The sequence below is a fragment of the Novosphingobium sp. BL-S-33 genome (assembly GCF_056857025.1).
Genome location: NZ_CM166474.1, coordinates 627,983 through 644,826, shown reverse-complemented (window position 1 = coordinate 644,826; position 16,844 = coordinate 627,983). Strand labels below are relative to the sequence as shown.

Here is a 16,844-nt window from a genome sequence, read left to right as displayed (position 1 = left end):
GGGTTCCTTAGTTGGGCGTGTCCAGCTCGTTGCCGGTCAGGGTGACGACATGGAGCAGGTTGGTGGAGCCGGGCACGCCAAACGGCACGCCGGCCAGCGCGACAAGGCGGGTGCCGGCGGCGCCGAAGCCGTGGCGCAGCGCCATGCGCTTGCCCTTGGCGATCATCTCCTCGAAGCTGCCGATGTCCTTGGTGGTGACGGCATGCGCGCCCCACAGCAGGGCAAGCCGGCGCGCGGTCTTCGGCGAAGGCGTCAGCACCAGCATCGGCGCGGCCGGACGCTCGCGCGCCACGCGGCGGGCGGAACCGCCCGAACCGGTGAAGACGATGATGCCCTCGATCGGCAGGGTATCGGCAATCGTTGCGCAGGAGGCCGAAAGCGCGTCCGCCGTGGTCGCGTCGGGCGGAGTCTGGGCGAGGTGGATGCGTTCGCGATAGGTGGAATCGGCTTCCACGGTCACCGCGATGCGGTCCATGATCGTCACGGCCTCGACCGGCCACTGGCCCGCTGCCGTTTCGGCAGAGAGCATGACCGTATCGGCGCCGTCGTAGACCGCATTGGCCACGTCGGACACTTCGGCGCGCGTGGGCGAGGGGCTGGTAATCATCGATTCCAGCATCTGCGTGGCCACCACCACCGGCTTGCCGACCGCGCGGGTCTTGGCGATGATGTGCTTCTGGATCGGCGGCACTTCCTCAGGCAGCAGTTCCACGCCGAGATCGCCGCGGGCGACCATGATGCCGTCCGACAGTTCGATGATGCCGTCGATGGACTGGACCGCGGCGGGCTTTTCGATCTTCGACATCAGCGCGCAGTGGCCGCCGATCAGGCGGCGCGCTTCGGCCACGTCCTCGGGACGCTGGACGAAGGAGAGGCCGATCCAGTCGGCGCCCTGTTCCACCGCGAAGGAAAGGTCGCGGCGATCCTTGTCGGTCAGCGCGGGCACCGGCACGATGGTATCGGGCACGTTCACGCCCTTGCGGTCCGAAATCATGCCGCCGACTTCGGCGGTGCAGAGGATCGAATCGGCTTCGGGCTTGATGACGACAAGGCGCAGCTTGCCATCGTCGATCAGCAGGCGCTGGCCCTTTTCGAGAATGCCGAAGAGTTCGGGATGCGGCAGGCAGACGCGGTTTTCGTCACCCGGCGTGGGATCGCGGTCCAGCGTGAAGTGCGCGCCGTGGCGCAGGAACACTTTGCCTTCCGCGAACGTGCCGACGCGCAGCTTGGGGCCTTGCAGGTCGCACAGGATCGCCACCGGCCGCATCAGGTCCTTCTCGACCCAGCGGATATTGGCGATCGTCTCGCGGTGGGTGTCATGGTCGCCATGGCTCATGTTGACGCGGAACGCGTCGGCACCGGCCTTGAGCAGCTTGGCGATGGTCTCCTTGTCGCGGCTGGCGGGGCCCAGCGTGGCAAGGATCTTGACCTTGCGCTGGCGCTTGATGCCGCGATGATGGGGCGAACGGCGAAACGGGGGAGTGGTTGCCAAGGTCAGTGTGCCTCTTCCTGTATTGGTGCGACCTATGGCAAAGCCTGTCTGACAAACCAAGGACCAAGCGACGCGCCATGCACGAAAACAACTCTATAGACGATCTTGATGACGCAGTGGCGGCAGCGGCCTTCCGCCGCCTGGTCAGGCACTTGCAGACGCGCCACGATGCCGAGAACATCGATCTGATGGGATTGGCTGGATTCTGCCGCAATTGCCTGGCCGACTGGATCCGCGACGCCGGCTTCCCGGGCGACAAGGCGGAGGCGCGCGAAGTGATCCACGGCATGCCGTTCGGCGAATGGAAAGCCGCCTATCAGTCCGAAGCGACGCCCGAGCAGCTCGCGCGGATGGAAGAGAGCCTGAAGAAGAACGGCGGATCGCATTGAAAACGGTGTAGAGACTAGTCCGACAACATCGGAGCAGGCGGCGTCAGGAACTGGCGAGCTTCATCAGCACCAGCCCGATCAGGATCAGCCCGGCGGCGGCAAGCCGCAGCGGGCTGGCCGCCTCTCCGAGCACCGCGATTCCCACCACGAAGGCCCCCAGCGCGCCGATCCCGGTCCAGACCATGTAGGCCGTGCCGAGCGGCAGCGTGCGCATTGCCCATGCCAGCAGGCCGAAGCTGGCGAACATCGAGGTGATCGTGATCACGCTGGGCCAGAGGCGGCTGAATCCCTCGGACTGCTTCATCGCCGAAGCCCAGACGACTTCGAACAGACCGGCGATGACGAGGACGATCCAGGGCAGGGTTCCGGGCATTCGGGGCAACCTTCAATTCCAGCGGACGGCCATCCGGACGGAGGGCCATTCAAATGAACAGGTTGCCGGGCCGTCCCGGTCTTGAGAGTTCGCGCAACCGCAAGGACGCGCGAAACGGGAACGTGGTCGCCGTCCCGGCCAGATAGGCGAGCCGGGCCGGGAAGGCAACGGCGAGGAGCGGCGGGAGATGGGCCGAGGACTTATCCCGCACTACGCACAGGATTTCCACAGCCTCCCGCTTTGCCCAAATCTCACGCAGCCGCTATCAGCGCCCGCCTACCCAGATTCATCACGATATTTTCCGGAGTTTTACCCGATGGCCGAAACCACCGACGATCGCCTGCGCCTCCTCATCGAGCGTATCGAGCGCCTCGAAGAAGAAAAGAAGGGCATCGGCGACGACATTCGCGACGTCTACAACGAAGCCAAGGCCGTGGGCTATGACGTCAAGATCATGCGCCAGATCGTCCGCATCCGTAAGATGAAGCCCGACGATCGCCGCGAAATGGACATGATCCTCGATACCTACAAGGCCGCGCTCGGCATCGACTGATCTTGTCCGGGCCTAGGCCCGGAAGCGGCACCGGCCCTCTCCCCCACCCGACCTCCCAAAATTCTACCCCGGTAGGGGAGATCGGGTGGGGGAGAGGGCCGGTGCCGCAAAATCAAACGCCGAAATGCACCAGCACCAAGGTCGCCGCATTGGCGCCGGCGTGCTGGAGCATCGCGGCGGGCAGGCCGATACGCTGGCGCGTGAAGCCCAGCATCAGCGCCGCCCAGAGTTGCGGCAGCACCATCGGCAGCGACAGCATAGAGACGCTGGGGTAGTTCATCAGGTGGACGCCCGCGAACAGCAGCGCCACGATCCAGAATATCGCCGGATAGGCGGCAATATAGCCCGCCGGAGGTTCGCGCCGCTTGCGCAGGCGAATCCACCCTCCCAGCGCGGCCACCGCCAGCACCAGCAGCAGGGCTATCAGCGCCACCGGGCCCACGGCTTTCGCATAGACCGCCAGAATCGCGAAGAGCACCGCGCAGGCCAGCAGCCACAGCGCGCGGGGCCGTCCGGTCTGCCAGCCCCGGAAGATTGATTCTTCCACCATTGGCGCGACGGCGACGGCAAAGGGCAGCAGCCAGCCCGAAGGCAGTTTGTCGAAAGCATCGGGCGAGGGCAGGTGCATCGCCTGCTGCCACAGGCTCAACAGCGGCAGCACCACCAGAAAGAGCCCGGCGATGTGGAGAATCTCCATCGTGCCGAGCGCCGTCCACCCCTCGCGAGAGCGCAGGCCGATCGGCGTCAGCAGCGCCGGTCGCTTCAGGAATGTCGGAAGTTCGCGCAGCACGCCGGGCATGCGGGACGGGGCGGGGATGTCGATCCGGGTGGCCATGTGATGGACTGTTACTCCGGGCTTCCTTGCCAATTCGTTGTGCGATGCCGCACATCCTATCGTGCAGGCTCCCGTGCGGGCTGACTTGCCGGAACGGGCGGTTGCCCTTGGGTGCCGGGCTGTTGTAAGGCGCCCGACACATCATTCACCGGACCTCATTCACCGGGCCTCGCGGAACGATCCGTGGGCAGGCAAACGAGCGAAGCAAGAGCGGACCCATGGCAGGCCATTCCAAATTCAAGAACATCATGCATCGCAAGGGTGCGCAGGACAAGAAGCGCTCGGCGCAGTTCAGCAAGCTCAGCCGCGAAATCACTGTCGCCGCGAAGATGGGCATGCCCGATCCGGACATGAACCCGCGCCTGCGCGCCGCCGTCAACGCGGCCAAGGCGCAGTCGATGCCCAAGGACAACATCCAGCGCGCCATCGACAAGGCGAGCAAGGGTGACAGCGAGAACTACGAGGAAGTGCGCTACGAGGGCTACGGCCCCGGCGGCGTCGCCATCATCGTCGAGGCTCTGACCGACAACCGCAACCGTACCGCCACCAACGTGCGCACCGCGTTTGCCAAGAACGGCGGCAACCTTGGCGCCTCGGGCGCGGTTTCGCACGGGTTCGAGCGTCTCGGCCTGATCGAGTACCCCGCCAGCGTGGGTGACGAGGACAAGGTTCTCGAAGCCGCCATCGAAGCCGGCGCCGACGATGTCGAGAGCGACATGGGCGATGGCGACGAGAACCCGGGCAGCCACCAGATCTGGGTCTCGATCGATTCGCTGCACGAAGTTGCACGCGAGCTGGAAAAGGTCCTTGGCGAAGCCGAGGGCGTGAAGCTGGCGTGGAAGCCCAACCTCAGCGTCGATGTCGATGCCGATTCGGCCGGCACGCTGATGAAGCTGGTCGATACGCTGGAAGACGACGACGACGTCCAGACCGTCTGGGGCAACTACGAGATCTCCGACGAGGTCATGGCCAAGTTGGCCTAAGGGCCTGGCCTGAAGTGCTGGCCCTGATCGCCCGTGCGCTGATATCCGGCGCGATGATCGTGGCGATCGCCGAGATCGGCAAGCGCTTGCCCGCGATGGGCGCGCTTGTCGCCTCGCTTCCTCTGGTTTCGGTGCTGGGCATGATCCTGCTGTGGCATGCCCGGCCCGATGCCGAGAACATGGCGGTCCATGCCGGGGCGACCTTCTGGTACGTTCTGCCCTCGCTGCCGATGTTCCTGCTGATCCCGGCTCTTCTGCGGCATGGCGTAGGGTTCTGGCTGGCGCTGCTGGCCGGCTGCGCGCTGACGGTCGCGCTCTATCTGCTGATGGTGCATTTCGGCCCGCGCCTCGGCCTCAAGGTCTGACATCATGATTATCATCGGCCTCGATCCGGGCCTCACCTGCACCGGCTGGGGCATTGTGGCCAAGAGCGGCAGCCGCCTCAGCCACGTGGGCAATGGGCAGATCCGTACCGACACCAAGCTGTCGATGGCCGAACGGCTGGTCGAACTCGACGCTGCGCTGACCGACGTGATCCTCCATCACCGCCCCGATTCGGGCGCGGTGGAGGAAGTCTTCGTCAACGTGAACCCGCAGTCGACGCTGAAGCTGGGGCAGGCGCGCGGCGTTGCCATGCTCAGCCTCGCGCGGGCGGGGATGCCGGTGGCGGAATATTCCACCAAGGTCATCAAGAAGGCGCTGGTCGGCACCGGCGGCGCCGACAAGAAGCAGATCCAGCATATGCTCAAAGTGCTGCTGCCCGGCGTGAAGCTGGCGGGCGAGGACGCCTCGGACGCGCTGGCCGTCGCCATCACCCACGCCAACATGCTCGGCAGCCACCGGTAACGGAACCGGCTCCGGGCAGCGCCGTTGCCCCATGATGGACAAGATTGACAAGACCCGGACCGACGCCAACTGGATGCGCGAGGCGCTGACCCTCGCCATGGACCGCAAGGGCACCGACCCCGCCAATACGCCGATCGCCGCGCTGGTGGTGCTGGACGGCAAGCTGGTCGCCTCGGGTGTGAACCGTACCGCCGAATGCTGCGACGCCACCGCCCATGCCGAGATCGAGGCCTTCCGCGCGGCAGGCAAGGCGCTCGGCCGGATGCGGATGGAAGGCGCGACGCTCTACTCCACGCTCCAGCCTTGCGGCATGTGCACGATGGCGGCGGTCTGGGCAGGCGTGAGCCGCATCGTCTACGGCGCCGGCCGCGCGGACGTGCACCCGATGTATTTCGAGGCGCGGCACCTTTCGACCTTCGATTTCGTTGCGGACGCCTGGAAGGACGATCTCACCCTGACCGCCGGCGTGCTCGCGGCGGACTGCGCGGCGCTCTATTATCGTCCGTGGGACGACGTGCCCGAGGACCGGCAGGCCAACGATTGAGGCTGACCGTCGAGGATTGGGGCTAGCCTCGCGATTCCGTTCCTGCCATAGGAACAAACCATGATCGCCAAGCTTACAGGTCTGCTCGACGACACCGGCCCCGACTGGGCGATCATCGACGTCAACGGCGTCGGTTATCTCGTCCATTGTTCGGCGCGCACGCTCGACCATCTCGGCATCCGGGGGGACAAGGTTGTCGTCCACACCGAGATGCAGGTTTCCGAGACCGACCAGCGCCTGATCGGCTTCACCAGCGGGGCCGAGCGCAACTGGTTCCGTCTGCTGACGGCGGTGCAGGGCGTCGGCTCCAAAGTGGCGCTGGCGATCCTGTCGGCGCTGACGACCGAAGAATTGCAGCGTGCCTGCGCGGGCGGGGATTCCGCCATGGTCGCGCGCGCCAATGGTGTGGGGCCGAAGCTGGCCAGCCGCATCGTCAACGAGTTGAAGGACAAGGCGGGCGGGATGCCCACGGTGCCGGGCATGCCCGGACTCTCGGCCGTGGCGGCGCCTGCGGGCAATTCCAGCGCGGATGCGGTCTCGGCGCTTCAGAACCTTGGCTTCAAGCCTGCGATCGCCAGCATGGCCGTCGGCAAGGCGGTGGAGGAACTGGGCGAGGAGGCGGGCCTGAACGACCTCGTGCGGGTCGCGCTGAAGAGGGCTGCGGGGTGACGGGCACTCACACCGCCCAAATACGTGTCCCCCGTCATCCTGAACTTGTTTCAGGGTCCATTTCGCGGCAGGCGCCGAGTTCATGACCGATAACCCCATACTCACCTCCGCCCGCCAGCCCGAGGACGCCGACGCGGCGCTCAGGCCGAAGACGCTTGCCGAATTCGTCGGTCAGGCGGCGGCGAAGGACAATCTTCGCGTCTTCATCGAAAGCGCCAAGTCGCGGCGCGAGGCGATGGACCATACGTTGTTCTTCGGCCCGCCCGGGCTCGGCAAGACGACGCTGGCGCAGATCGTCGCACGCGAATTGGGCGTGGGGTTCCGCGCCACCAGCGGCCCGGTGATCGCCAAGGCGGGCGATCTTGCCGCTCTGCTGACCAATCTCGAACATGGCGACGTGCTGTTCATCGACGAGATCCACCGCCTCAATCCCGTGGTCGAGGAAGTGCTCTACCCGGCGATGGAGGACCGCGCGCTCGATCTTATCATTGGCGAGGGGCCGTCGGCGCGCTCGGTGCGGATCGATCTGCCGCCGTTCACGCTGGTCGGCGCGACGACGCGGCAGGGCCTGCTCCAGACCCCGCTGCGCGACCGTTTCGGCATCCCGGTGCGCTTGCAGTTCTATACGGTCGAGGAACTGGAGAAAGTCGTCACGCGCGGGGCCGGCCTGCTCGGGATCGGCATGGACAAGGGCGGGGCGACCGAGATCGCCCGGCGCGCGCGCGGTACGCCGCGCGTGGCGGGACGGCTGATGCGCCGCGTGCGCGATTTCGCGCATGTCGCCGGGTCGGACGTGATCACGCTTGAGATCGCCGACGATGCGCTGACGCGGCTCGAAGTCGATTCGATCGGGCTCGACGCGCAGGACCGGCGATATCTCCGAATGATCGCGGATATCTACAAGGGCGGTCCGGTCGGCGTCGAGACGCTGGCGGCGGGGCTGTCCGAACCGCGCGACACGATCGAGGAAGTGATCGAGCCCTACCTTATCCAGTTGGGCCTCATCGCGCGCACGGCACGCGGGCGTTGCCTGAACGATCGCGGCTGGACGCATCTGGGAATGTCGCCCCCGCAAAACCCACAGGGTCCGCAGGGCGGCCTTTTCGATTCGCAGGTCGATTGAGAACGGGGCGGGATTTTTCCGGAAAACTGTCGGCGGGATTTACATTCGGACGACACAACAGTCCCGCATCGGCACAGTCTTGCAGTCAACTGCCAAAACTAACCCGATTTAATGCCTTCGGGCCCTCGAATCCCGGTTAATGGCATTGTTCCTTTAACCGGTCTCTGCGCTTGTTAGTGACAAGTCGGTCTCATGCGGCAGTGGCCGCTGCCCCGGAGGTCCGAAGGAGCGAAAAGAGAGACGGTATGTCGGTTCGGATGGCCTTGGCGAAACTGTCTGCCTGCGCGGCGGGCTGCGCTATCATCGGCGGGGGCGCGGTCCACGTCGCGGAGACGCAGTCAAGCGGCGTGGAGTATCACAAGCTGAAGCAGGCCAAAGTCGCGAAAGTGACCAAGCCCGCCCGCCGCGTCATTCCGCCCCGCGCCCCGGCCCATGCGCGCCGCGAGATTCCCCGGCCGACCGAGCCTGTCATGGCCACCGTGATGCCGCCGGTTTACGTTCCGCCCGCCCCCGTGGCGGCGCCGATTATGGCCGGGGGTGGCGGCGCCGTGCCGGTGGTGGTCGGCGGCGGCGGTTCGAGCGGCGGCTTTGGCGGCGGTTTCTTCGGCGGCTTCTTCGGCGGCGGCAGTTCGGGCGGCGGCAGCGTCGTGATCAGTTCCACCTCCAGCGGGGGATCGACATCGTCGTCCTCGGGCGGGTCCAGCTCCAGTTCCAGCACCAGCGGCGGTTCTACCTCCTCGTCCACATCGACGGGCGGGCTGACCTCGACCACCACCAGTTCCACGGGCGGCGTGACGTCGACCACGTCAAGCTCGGGCAATGTCTCCACCAGCACGAGCACGTCGAGTTCGGGTAACGTCTCGTCGAGTACCTCGTCGTCCTCTTCGACGTCGTCCTCCACGTCCTCGTCCAGTTCGACCTCTTCGTCGACCTCGTCGAGCACCAGTTCCTCGTCGTCCGGTGGCCACACCAGTTCGTCATCCGGCGGTCGGCCGCCGCACGACGTCCCGGCGCCGCCGATGCTGATCCTGTTCGGGGCCGCTGCGGCGGCCATTGTCGGCCGCCAGCGGCTGGCGGGTAGAAAAACGGCCTGACCGGGCGGTCCGCGCCACCGCGGATGCCTGGCGAGGGGGGTGGGCGTCGGGGGGCGCTCACCCCTTTTCGTGTCTGGTGTTGTGAGGAAGAACAAGCGGGGCCCCCGCCTTCGCGGGGGCGACAAGCGGGGAGGGCGATGGTTCAGGTTCTGGACCCGGCGCTAGGTTCGCTGGGGAGTACCGTCATCCTGAACTTGTTTCAGGATCAATTTCTTAGCCATCCCGAACAGTCGCGCGAAGAGCGCGGCGATCGCGATTTACCGATCAAGGCACAGCGCCGGCGGCCCGATGGATCCTGAAACAAGTTCAGGATGACGAGGTGGTAGGAGGCGGACGCTGCTCTGCACCGCTCCACCTCCAACTCCACCACCCAAAGAAAAACCCCGCCCCGCACAAGGCGGGACGGGGCTTCTTCTTGAGCCGGTAAGGCTGCGGGCTGTCGCTTAGGCGGCCAGCTTGCGCAGCACGTACTGCAGGATGCCGCCGTTGTTGAAGTATTCCACTTCGTTGGCGGTATCGATGCGGCACAGCGCGGTGAAGGTGAAGGTCGAGCCGTCCGTGCGGGTCACTTCGACTTCCACGTCCTGGCGCGGCTTGAGGCTGGCAACACCCTTGATCGTGAAGGCGTCGTCACCGGTCAGGCCCAGCGACTGGCGGGTATCGCCGTCCTTGAACTGAAGCGGCAACACGCCCATGCCGACCAGGTTCGAGCGGTGGATACGCTCGAAGCTCTCGACGATCACGGCGCGGACGCCCAGCAGGTTGGTGCCCTTGGCGGCCCAGTCACGCGACGAACCCGTGCCGTACTCCTTGCCGGCCACGACCACCATCGGCGTGCCCTGCTCCTTGTACTTCTGCGCGACGTCGTAGACCGGCAGAACCTCTTCACCGAAGCGGCTCATGCCGCCTTCGATGCCCGGAACCATCTCGTTGCGGATGCGGATGTTGGCGAAAGTGCCGCGCATCATGACTTCGTGGTGGCCACGGCGCGAACCGTAGGAGTTGAAGTCCGCCTTGGCGACCTGGTGCTCCATCAGCCACTGGCCCGCCGGGCTGTCGGCCTTGATCGAACCGGCCGGCGAGATGTGGTCGGTGGTGATCGAATCGCCGAGGATCAGCAGCGGCTTCGCCTCGATGATGTCGTTCACGGGCGCCGGGGTCATTTCCATGCCCTCGAAGTACGGCGGGTTGGCGACATAGGTCGAACCGGCGCGCCACGAGTACGTGTCCGAACCGACCACGTTGATCGCCTGCCAGTGCTTGTCGCCCTTGTAGACGTCGGCATAGCGGGCCTGGAACATGCCGCGGTCAACGCAGGCATTCATCGTCGAGCTGACTTCGAGGTTGGTCGGCCAGATGTCCTTGAGGTAGACGTCCACGCCGTCCTTGCTCACGCCGATCGGGGTGGTGGTGAAGTCTTCCACCACGGTGCCCTTCAGCGCGTAGGCGACGACCAGCGGCGGCGAGGCCAGGAAGTTCGCGCGCACGTCCGGCGAGACGCGGCCTTCGAAGTTGCGGTTGCCCGAGATGACGGCGCTGGCGACCAGGCCGTTCTCGTTGATCGCCTTCGAGATCGGCTCTGCGAGCGGGCCCGAGTTGCCGATGCAGGTGGTGCAGCCGTAACCGACGAGGTTGAAGCCGATGTTGTCGAGGTGCGACTGGAGACCGGCCTTTTCGAGGTAGTCGGTGACGACCTGCGAACCGGGTGCGAGCGAGGTCTTGACCCAGGGCTTGGGCTTCAGGCCCAGCTCGTCGGCCTTCTTGGCGACGAGACCGGCGGCGACCAGCACGCTCGGGTTCGAGGTGTTGGTGCAGCTGGTGATGGCCGCGATCATGACGTCGCCGTCACCGATGTCGAAGTCCTTGCCTTCGACCGGAACGCGCTGTGCGGCCTTCTTGTAGGTGTCGGCCATGTCCTTGTTGAACACGTCGTCCACGTCGGGAAGCGCGACCCAGTCCTGCGGACGCTTCGGGCCGGCCAGCGAGGGCACGACGGTCGACATGTCGAGTTCGAGGGTCGAGGAGAAGATCGGATCGGCAGCGGCCGGGTCGATCCAGAAGCCCTGTTCCTTGGCATAGGCTTCGACGAGGGCGATCTGCTCTTCCTCGCGGCCGGTGAGGCGCAGGTATTCGATGGTCTTGTCGTCGATGCCGAAGAAGCCGCAAGTGGCGCCGTATTCGGGAGCCATGTTGGCCAGCGTCGCGCGGTCGGCCAGCGACAGCGAGGCAAGGCCGGGGCCGAAGTATTCGACGAAGCGGCCGACCACGCCGTGCTTGCGCAGCATGGCGGTGCAGGTGAGCACGAGGTCGGTGGCGGTGACGCCTTCCTTCAGTTCGCCGGTCAGCTTGAAGCCGACGACTTCGGGGATGAGCATCGAGACCGGCTGGCCAAGCATCGCGGCTTCCGCCTCGATGCCGCCGACGCCCCAGCCCAGCACGCCCAGGCCGTTGACCATGGTGGTGTGGCTGTCGGTGCCGACGCAGGTGTCGGGATAGGCGACCAGATTGCCGTTCTGGTCTTCGCTCGACCACACCGTCTTGGCGATGTTCTCAAGGTTGACCTGGTGGCAGATGCCGGTGCCCGGGGGAACCGCGTAGAAGTTGGCGAGCGACTTGGAACCCCACTTGAGGAAGTCGTAACGCTCCATATTGCGCTGGTATTCGATCTCCACGTTCTCTTCGAACGCCTTGGGGTGACCGAATTCGTCCACCATCACCGAGTGGTCGATGACGAGGTTCACGGGGACCAGCGGATTGATCTTGCTGGTGTCGCCGCCCAGCGTGGCGATGGCATCGCGCATGGCGGCCAGGTCGACAACGCAGGGAACGCCGGTGAAGTCCTGAAGCAGAACGCGGGCCGGGCGATACTGGATTTCGTCACCCGTGGTCGGGTTCTTCTGCCAGTCGGCAATCGCCTGAATGTCCTTGGTCGAGACGGTGAAGCCGCCGTCTTCGAAGCGCAGCAGGTTTTCCAGCAGCACTTTCATCGAGAACGGCAGGCGGCTGACGTCGCCGATCGTTTCGGAGGCTTTCTGGAGAGAGTAGTAGGCGACCTGCTTGCCGCCGACGGTCATGGTGCTGCGGGTACCGAGCGTATCCTGTCCGACCTGGGTCATTTGGGTATTATCCCCTTCTGTATGGAGCCTGTCGCCAAAAGCGCGGCCCCCTCGTCGGAACCGAACTGGCCAGGTCCCGAAAAGGATCGCCGTGCTGCATCGCGACAAAGCGGAGTCTGCGGCCCCGCCGATGCGCGCTTGCGGCCCTCAGGTCAAGGGGGGGCGGCTGCCGACCTCGATCACGCGTTTGCGTTTCTTGCACCTATCCAGCAACCCGCGACGATCAGCACCGTGCCGGCGATGGTGGCAAGCCCCAGTTGCTCGCCGAACATCAGCCAGCCGAGCAGTGCGGCCCAGAGGAAGCCGGTATATTCGATCGGCAGCAGCACTTGCGTTTCCGCCCGCGCGTAACCCCATGAAAGAAACAGCAGGGCAGCCGTTGCCAATGCCGCACCGGCCAGGATGAAGCCCAGGCTGCGGAGGTCCGGGATGACCGTAAGCCACGGCGAAAAAGCAAGGAAAATCAACGTTACGCCAAGGTTCTGGAACATCGCGACTTCCACCGGTTTGGCCAGCAGCGCCTGCTTGCGCTGGAGCACCAGATTGACCGCGTAGAACACCGAGGAAAGCAGGACCGCCACGGTCCCCTCGATCGCCCGGTCCGAATAGGCGCCCGCGCCCAGCCGTCCGGCCAGAATGACCACCACGCCGGCCACGCCGAAAAGCGATGCCACCACGGCCTGAGGCCGGATTTTCTCACCCAGCAGCAGCGCCGCGAAGTAGAGCGCGATGATCGGTGAGACGAAGGAAAGCGCGATTCCCTCGGCCATAGGAATTCGTGCAAGGCCATAGAAAAAGAGTGCGGCCATCGCCGAGGTGATCGCTGCGCGCTGCGCGTGGACCACCAGCACATGGCGAGAGGGTTTGGGACGGCCCGCCGCCAGCCACAGCGGCAGGGTCAGCAATGTGCCGAAGAGATTGCGCAACAGCAGCGCGGTAAACACGCCCACGGCCAGTGAAGCGCCTTTGATCGTTGCATCCATCATGCTGAACGTCGCGATTCCGGCGGTCACGGCCATGACCGGCATGGCGGACGGGCGAGCGTCGGAAACGGCGGGGACGGATGCGGACATGATGCTCAGCCTCTCGTCCCGGCCGGCGCTTTGCGCAAGGGCCAGTTCGCTTTACGCAAGGAAACGCGCAAGCAATTCATCGCAGCGACAGGCGAAATCCTTGAACATGACATTATATGGATGCAAAGCGGAATTCCGGCGGTGCGTGCTCTGCGCGCCGCGTTTTTTCCGTGCATGATGACGGGCAGGTTCAGGACAAGATGGCGAGTTTGATGCGGTTCGGTTGCAGCGTGCTGGCGGTTGTCGCGGCAACGGGGCTCGTGGCACAGCCGGTGCTGGCCCAGAAGGTTGATGGTACGCAGGCCGCAAAGCCCGTGAAACCGCCAAAGCCCAAGGCTTTGTCGACGCCGACGTCGATCCTGCCGGTTTCCCAATCCACGGCGGCGCCGAAGCCGGTGCCGACATCGACGGCACAGCCCAAGGCCACGCCTTCGGGCGTTCCGACCGCGACGCCGACCGGGGTGCCATCAGGAACGCCGACCGGAACGCCGACCGGCGCCCCCACCGCTGCCGCCGCGACGGCGCAGCCGGGCCAGCACGATACCTTGCTGGCCGAGCCGGTGATGTCGTGGTCGCTGTCCGACGCCAAGGCGCTGCTCCAGACCATCGAGTATATCGGCAAGGAAGGCCTGATCCCGGCGGACTACCAGCCCGCCGCGCTCAGGGCGGCAATTGCCAAGGGCGAGGGCGACGATCTCGACACGCTGGCCAGCCACGTGTTCGGCTGGCTGATCGAGGATCTGCGCGACGGCCGCACGCCGATGCCCGCGCGCGTCCAGTGGTTCGCGGTCGATCCCGATCAGGACGTGATGCCCACCGCGCAGATCATGGCGCAGGCGCTTTCCGACCACAACGTGGCCGGCGTCGTCGACAAGCTGGCGCCCACCAATCCGGATTACGCCCTGCTCAAGGCCGAGTACAACGCCACGCCGGTCGCCAACAAGGCCAAGCGCGCGCTGATTCAGGCCAACATGGACCGCTGGCGCTGGTTCGCCCGCGACCTTGGCGACGTTTACCTGATGACCAACGTGCCTGAGTTCCAGCTCCGCCTCGTGGTCCGCAACAAGATCATCCGCACCTACAAGACCGTGGTCGGCAAGCCCGGCCGCACCGCGACGCCGCAGCTGGCTGAAACGGTGACGGCGGTGGTCTTCAATCCCACCTGGACGGTGCCGCAGTCGATCGTGAAGGGTGAGGGGCTTGGCGCCAAGGTGCTGAACAACCCTGCCTGGGCGAAGTCGGCCGGCTACAAGGCCACCAAGAGCGCGGACGGCACGATCACGGTCGTCCAGCAGCCGGGCGCCAGCAATTCGCTGGGCCTGATGAAGATCGACATGCCGAACCCGCACGCGATCTACCTGCATGACACGCCGTCCAAGCAGTACTTCAATGCCGACGTGCGCGCCTTCAGCCATGGCTGCATCCGCACCGAACGCGCGGTGGAACTGGGCATGACCATGGCCATCCTCGGCGCCCAGAAGAGCGCGACCGAAGCGGCGGAAATCTCGCGCTCCGGCCAGTATACCAAGGTGGAAATGACGCGGACGTTCCCGGTCTACGTCGCCTATTTCACTTTCGCGCGCGCGATCGACGGCCAGCTTACGGCCTTCAACGACATCTACGGCCGCGACAAGCCGGTGCTCGACAGCTTCGCCGCCCCGCGCCAGCTCAAGACCACCCAGCGCGCGAGCGAGGAAGAAGTCATCAAGCTGGACAACCCGCTTTAAGGGACAAGGCCCGGGCTCGCATGAGTCCGGGCCTGCCCCTTCCTCGCCGTCCCACTTCCCTCGCTATGCTCGCAATGACGAAATGCCGGTGAATGGCGAAGCAACCCGCCGTAACCTTAACGCGCTGGCGATTGCCGGAATTCGGGGCTTGCCTCACTCGTCACGGGTGCCCACCTAGGCGAACGATGACTGCCCAGGGATACCGATCATGAGCGAGAACACCGACCGCATCGGCGAGGCGACCGCCCGGATCGTCGAACTCGAAGCCGAACTCGAAGCCTCGGGCACGACCACGCGCGCGGAGGCTGAACTGGCCCGCGCCAAGGTGCTGCTGCATGAGTGGGTGGATAGCGTCGTCGCCGTGGTCGCCACCCCGGGCGTCGGCCGTGCGGTGCTGATCCACGACAACGGCACCGAATCGCGCATCGCCTCTCCCGACCTGCCGTTCCGGCTGGCCGTCCCGGTTTCCTTCGACACGCGCGAGAGCTAATTCTTCCCTGCCCATTGGCAGGAGTGCGACGATGGTCTGGGATTTGCGGCGGGCCTTGCTGCGCAAGGAAGAGTTCGAATCGGGGCGCCTTACCGACTTCGAATTCCGCGAAACCGTGCGCACGCTCAAACTGATGGCGCGCGCCTTCGCGGCCGACGAGCCGGCGATTCTGGAGGCCCTGATCGAGCACGGCTTCGAAACGGCGCTTCGCGGCTTTCCCGAAATGCTGGGCGAGGAGACGCGCGATGCCCTTTGCCACCGCCTGCGCAAGGAAGCCCGCCAGACGCTGATCCGGGAGCGCGGAGACCCCACCCCGTATCGACTGGGCTAGGAAGCCGCCTTCACATGCGCCGCCGCAGTTTCACCAGCACTTCGTCAAGGCTGGAGAGGAACCGCGAACGATCCGTCTTGCTGAACGGCGGCGGCCCGCCGATCACGTCGCCGCCGGCGCGCAAATCGGCCATGATCGCCCGCGTGGCGATGGCGCTGCCGATCGAGGAGAGGGTGAATGGCTTGCCATTGGGCGCGACCACCTCGGCGCCAAGCTTGAGGCAGCGATCGGCCAGCAGGATATCGGCGGTGATGACCACGGTGCCGGGCGCCGTGTTCTCCACGATCCAGTCGTCGGCGGCATCGAAGGCATCGCTCACCACTTTGCGCGTGATCAGCGGATCCTGCGGAACGCGGATGGGGCTGTTGCTGACGACCACCACCGGCACTTTGTGGCGGGCGGCGACTCTGTAGGTTTCGTCCTTCACCGGGCAGGCGTCGGCATCGATCAATATGCGGATCATGCCGCTCCATAACGCCGGTGCGGGCAAATGGCGAATGGGCATGGACGCGGCTTTGCAGATGGCGGCCGGCCTGCGACAGATATCGCAAAGGGGAGAAGGGAATGACCGAAACCGAACGCCTCGCCGCCATCGAGGCCATCCGTCAGGTCAAGGCGCGCTACTGGCGCGGTGTCGACCTGGGAGACGGCGATCTGGTCCGCTCGGTTCTCGCCGAGGATTGCGAGCTGGATTATCACGGCTGCTGTACCGATCCGCAATCGGGCGTGGACCATCTGCCCGCGATGAACCTCACCTTGCGCGGCCGGGATGCGTGGGTGCCGGACGGCATGGCGCGCTTCGGCATCGTTAGCGTGCATCAGGGGCATCAGTCGGAAATAGAGGTGACGGGGCCGGATAGCGCCCGGGGAATCTGGAGTTTTACGGACCGCATGTTCTTCCCGGCAGGCGGCGCGTTTTCGCGTCTGACGGGCTATGGGTTCTATCACGAGGACTATGTGCGGGTGGATGGAGCCTGGCAGATCAAGGCCACGCGCATCACCCGCATCAGGGTGGAAGTGGAATAGGCGCGTCGATCCGGGATGGTGTGGTTGAATGCGAAGGCCGATGGATGTCTGGTGGGCCGCTCATCTCCCAAGAACCGACGTCATCCTGAACTTGTTTCAGGATCCATCGGGCGGCGTGCTCTGATACGGCAGGAATGCGCGGCGGTTGCGCATGGAGGCCAAACACCGCGCTTGCGGACG

The 16,844-nt window shown here is 65.5% G+C and carries 20 protein-coding genes; 13 read left to right on the top strand and 7 right to left on the bottom strand.

Features of this window, described 5'->3' with window-relative positions:
- Positions 1–7: 7 nt before the first annotated feature.
- Entirely contained in the window at positions 8–1,492 is a 1,485-nt protein-coding gene (gene pyk / locus AC1VVM_RS02900; protein ID WP_132389863.1) for a pyruvate kinase, read from the bottom strand.
- A gap of 77 nt (positions 1,493–1,569) precedes the next feature.
- Here pyk and AC1VVM_RS02895 point away from each other — a divergent pair, with 77 nt between their 5' ends.
- Positions 1,570–1,881 carry a DUF1244 domain-containing protein gene (locus AC1VVM_RS02895; RefSeq protein WP_482902710.1) on the top strand — a complete coding sequence of 104 codons (312 nt, stop codon included), beginning with the start codon at positions 1,570–1,572 and terminating at the stop codon, positions 1,879–1,881.
- A gap of 43 nt (positions 1,882–1,924) precedes the next feature.
- On the opposite strand, the gene sugE is transcribed toward AC1VVM_RS02895, so the two are convergent.
- On the bottom strand, positions 1,925–2,242 hold the full coding sequence (gene sugE / locus AC1VVM_RS02890; RefSeq protein WP_482956326.1) for a quaternary ammonium compound efflux SMR transporter SugE: 318 nt from the start codon (positions 2,240–2,242) through the stop codon (positions 1,925–1,927).
- A 328-nt stretch (positions 2,243–2,570) separates the two neighbouring features.
- Between sugE and AC1VVM_RS02885 the strand changes: the two genes are divergently transcribed.
- Positions 2,571–2,807, top strand: a complete 237-nt coding sequence (locus tag AC1VVM_RS02885) for a DUF2312 domain-containing protein (protein WP_132389867.1) — start codon at positions 2,571–2,573, stop codon at positions 2,805–2,807.
- A gap of 112 nt (positions 2,808–2,919) precedes the next feature.
- Here the strand turns inward: AC1VVM_RS02885 and AC1VVM_RS02880 are convergent, their stop codons facing one another.
- Positions 2,920–3,642, bottom strand: a complete 723-nt coding sequence (locus AC1VVM_RS02880; RefSeq protein ID WP_482902709.1) for a CPBP family glutamic-type intramembrane protease — start codon at positions 3,640–3,642, stop codon at positions 2,920–2,922.
- Between the two features lie 218 nt (positions 3,643–3,860).
- Between AC1VVM_RS02880 and AC1VVM_RS02875 the strand changes: the two genes are divergently transcribed.
- The 6 genes from AC1VVM_RS02875 (at position 3,861) to ruvB (ending at position 7,807) form a co-directional block, all read left to right on the top strand.
- Positions 3,861–4,625, top strand: coding sequence for a YebC/PmpR family DNA-binding transcriptional regulator (locus AC1VVM_RS02875; RefSeq protein WP_132389871.1), 765 nt, complete (start codon positions 3,861–3,863; stop codon positions 4,623–4,625).
- Between the two features lie 14 nt (positions 4,626–4,639).
- On the top strand, positions 4,640–4,990 hold the full coding sequence (locus tag AC1VVM_RS02870) for a DUF3147 family protein (RefSeq protein WP_482902708.1): 351 nt from the start codon (positions 4,640–4,642) through the stop codon (positions 4,988–4,990).
- Between the two features lie 4 nt (positions 4,991–4,994).
- Positions 4,995–5,471, top strand: coding sequence for a crossover junction endodeoxyribonuclease RuvC (ruvC, locus tag AC1VVM_RS02865; protein ID WP_132389875.1), 477 nt, complete (start codon positions 4,995–4,997; stop codon positions 5,469–5,471).
- 31 nt (positions 5,472–5,502) lie between these two features.
- Positions 5,503–6,015, top strand: coding sequence for a nucleoside deaminase (locus AC1VVM_RS02860; protein WP_482902707.1), 513 nt, complete (start codon positions 5,503–5,505; stop codon positions 6,013–6,015).
- 60 nt (positions 6,016–6,075) lie between these two features.
- Positions 6,076–6,684: a Holliday junction branch migration protein RuvA gene (gene ruvA, locus AC1VVM_RS02855; protein ID WP_482902706.1), complete on the top strand. Its 609-nt coding sequence runs from the start codon at positions 6,076–6,078 to the stop codon at positions 6,682–6,684.
- Between the two features lie 82 nt (positions 6,685–6,766).
- Positions 6,767–7,807: a Holliday junction branch migration DNA helicase RuvB gene (gene ruvB / locus AC1VVM_RS02850; RefSeq protein WP_482955814.1), complete on the top strand. Its 1,041-nt coding sequence runs from the start codon at positions 6,767–6,769 to the stop codon at positions 7,805–7,807.
- Positions 7,808–8,300: 493 nt separating this feature from the next.
- Here the strand turns inward: ruvB and AC1VVM_RS02845 are convergent, their stop codons facing one another.
- The gene (locus tag AC1VVM_RS02845; RefSeq protein ID WP_482955813.1) at positions 8,301–8,861 is read right to left on the bottom strand and encodes a hypothetical protein; all 561 of its coding nucleotides are present in this window, start codon (positions 8,859–8,861) and stop codon (positions 8,301–8,303) included.
- 177 nt (positions 8,862–9,038) lie between these two features.
- On the opposite strand from AC1VVM_RS02845, the gene AC1VVM_RS02840 reads away from it, so the two are divergent.
- Positions 9,039–9,200 (top strand): hypothetical protein, encoded by a 162-nt coding sequence (locus AC1VVM_RS02840; protein WP_482902703.1) that lies wholly within the window; start codon positions 9,039–9,041, stop codon positions 9,198–9,200.
- 144 nt (positions 9,201–9,344) lie between these two features.
- Here AC1VVM_RS02840 and acnA read toward each other — a convergent pair whose 3' ends face one another.
- Both acnA and AC1VVM_RS02830 read right to left on the bottom strand, forming a co-directional pair.
- Positions 9,345–12,017 (bottom strand): aconitate hydratase AcnA, encoded by a 2,673-nt coding sequence (gene acnA, locus AC1VVM_RS02835; protein ID WP_132389883.1) that lies wholly within the window; start codon positions 12,015–12,017, stop codon positions 9,345–9,347.
- 179 nt (positions 12,018–12,196) lie between these two features.
- Positions 12,197–13,090, bottom strand: coding sequence for a DMT family transporter (locus tag AC1VVM_RS02830; RefSeq protein WP_482902702.1), 894 nt, complete (start codon positions 13,088–13,090; stop codon positions 12,197–12,199).
- A 200-nt stretch (positions 13,091–13,290) separates the two neighbouring features.
- On the opposite strand from AC1VVM_RS02830, the gene AC1VVM_RS02825 reads away from it, so the two are divergent.
- The 3 genes from AC1VVM_RS02825 (at position 13,291) to AC1VVM_RS02815 (ending at position 15,638) form a co-directional block, all read left to right on the top strand.
- Positions 13,291–14,817 (top strand): L,D-transpeptidase family protein, encoded by a 1,527-nt coding sequence (locus tag AC1VVM_RS02825; protein WP_132389886.1) that lies wholly within the window; start codon positions 13,291–13,293, stop codon positions 14,815–14,817.
- Between the two features lie 208 nt (positions 14,818–15,025).
- A complete protein-coding gene (locus tag AC1VVM_RS02820) occupies positions 15,026–15,307 on the top strand; it encodes a hypothetical protein (RefSeq protein WP_482955812.1) in 282 nt (93 codons plus the stop codon).
- Between the two features lie 31 nt (positions 15,308–15,338).
- Positions 15,339–15,638 carry a hypothetical protein gene (locus AC1VVM_RS02815; protein ID WP_482955811.1) on the top strand — a complete coding sequence of 100 codons (300 nt, stop codon included), beginning with the start codon at positions 15,339–15,341 and terminating at the stop codon, positions 15,636–15,638.
- A 10-nt stretch (positions 15,639–15,648) separates the two neighbouring features.
- On the opposite strand, the gene AC1VVM_RS02810 is transcribed toward AC1VVM_RS02815, so the two are convergent.
- Positions 15,649–16,101 (bottom strand): YaiI/YqxD family protein, encoded by a 453-nt coding sequence (locus AC1VVM_RS02810; RefSeq protein ID WP_132389892.1) that lies wholly within the window; start codon positions 16,099–16,101, stop codon positions 15,649–15,651.
- A gap of 101 nt (positions 16,102–16,202) precedes the next feature.
- Here AC1VVM_RS02810 and AC1VVM_RS02805 point away from each other — a divergent pair, with 101 nt between their 5' ends.
- Complete coding sequence (locus AC1VVM_RS02805) at positions 16,203–16,664, top strand: nuclear transport factor 2 family protein (protein ID WP_482955810.1); 462 nt, start codon at positions 16,203–16,205, stop codon at positions 16,662–16,664.
- Positions 16,665–16,844: the final 180 nt, after the last annotated feature.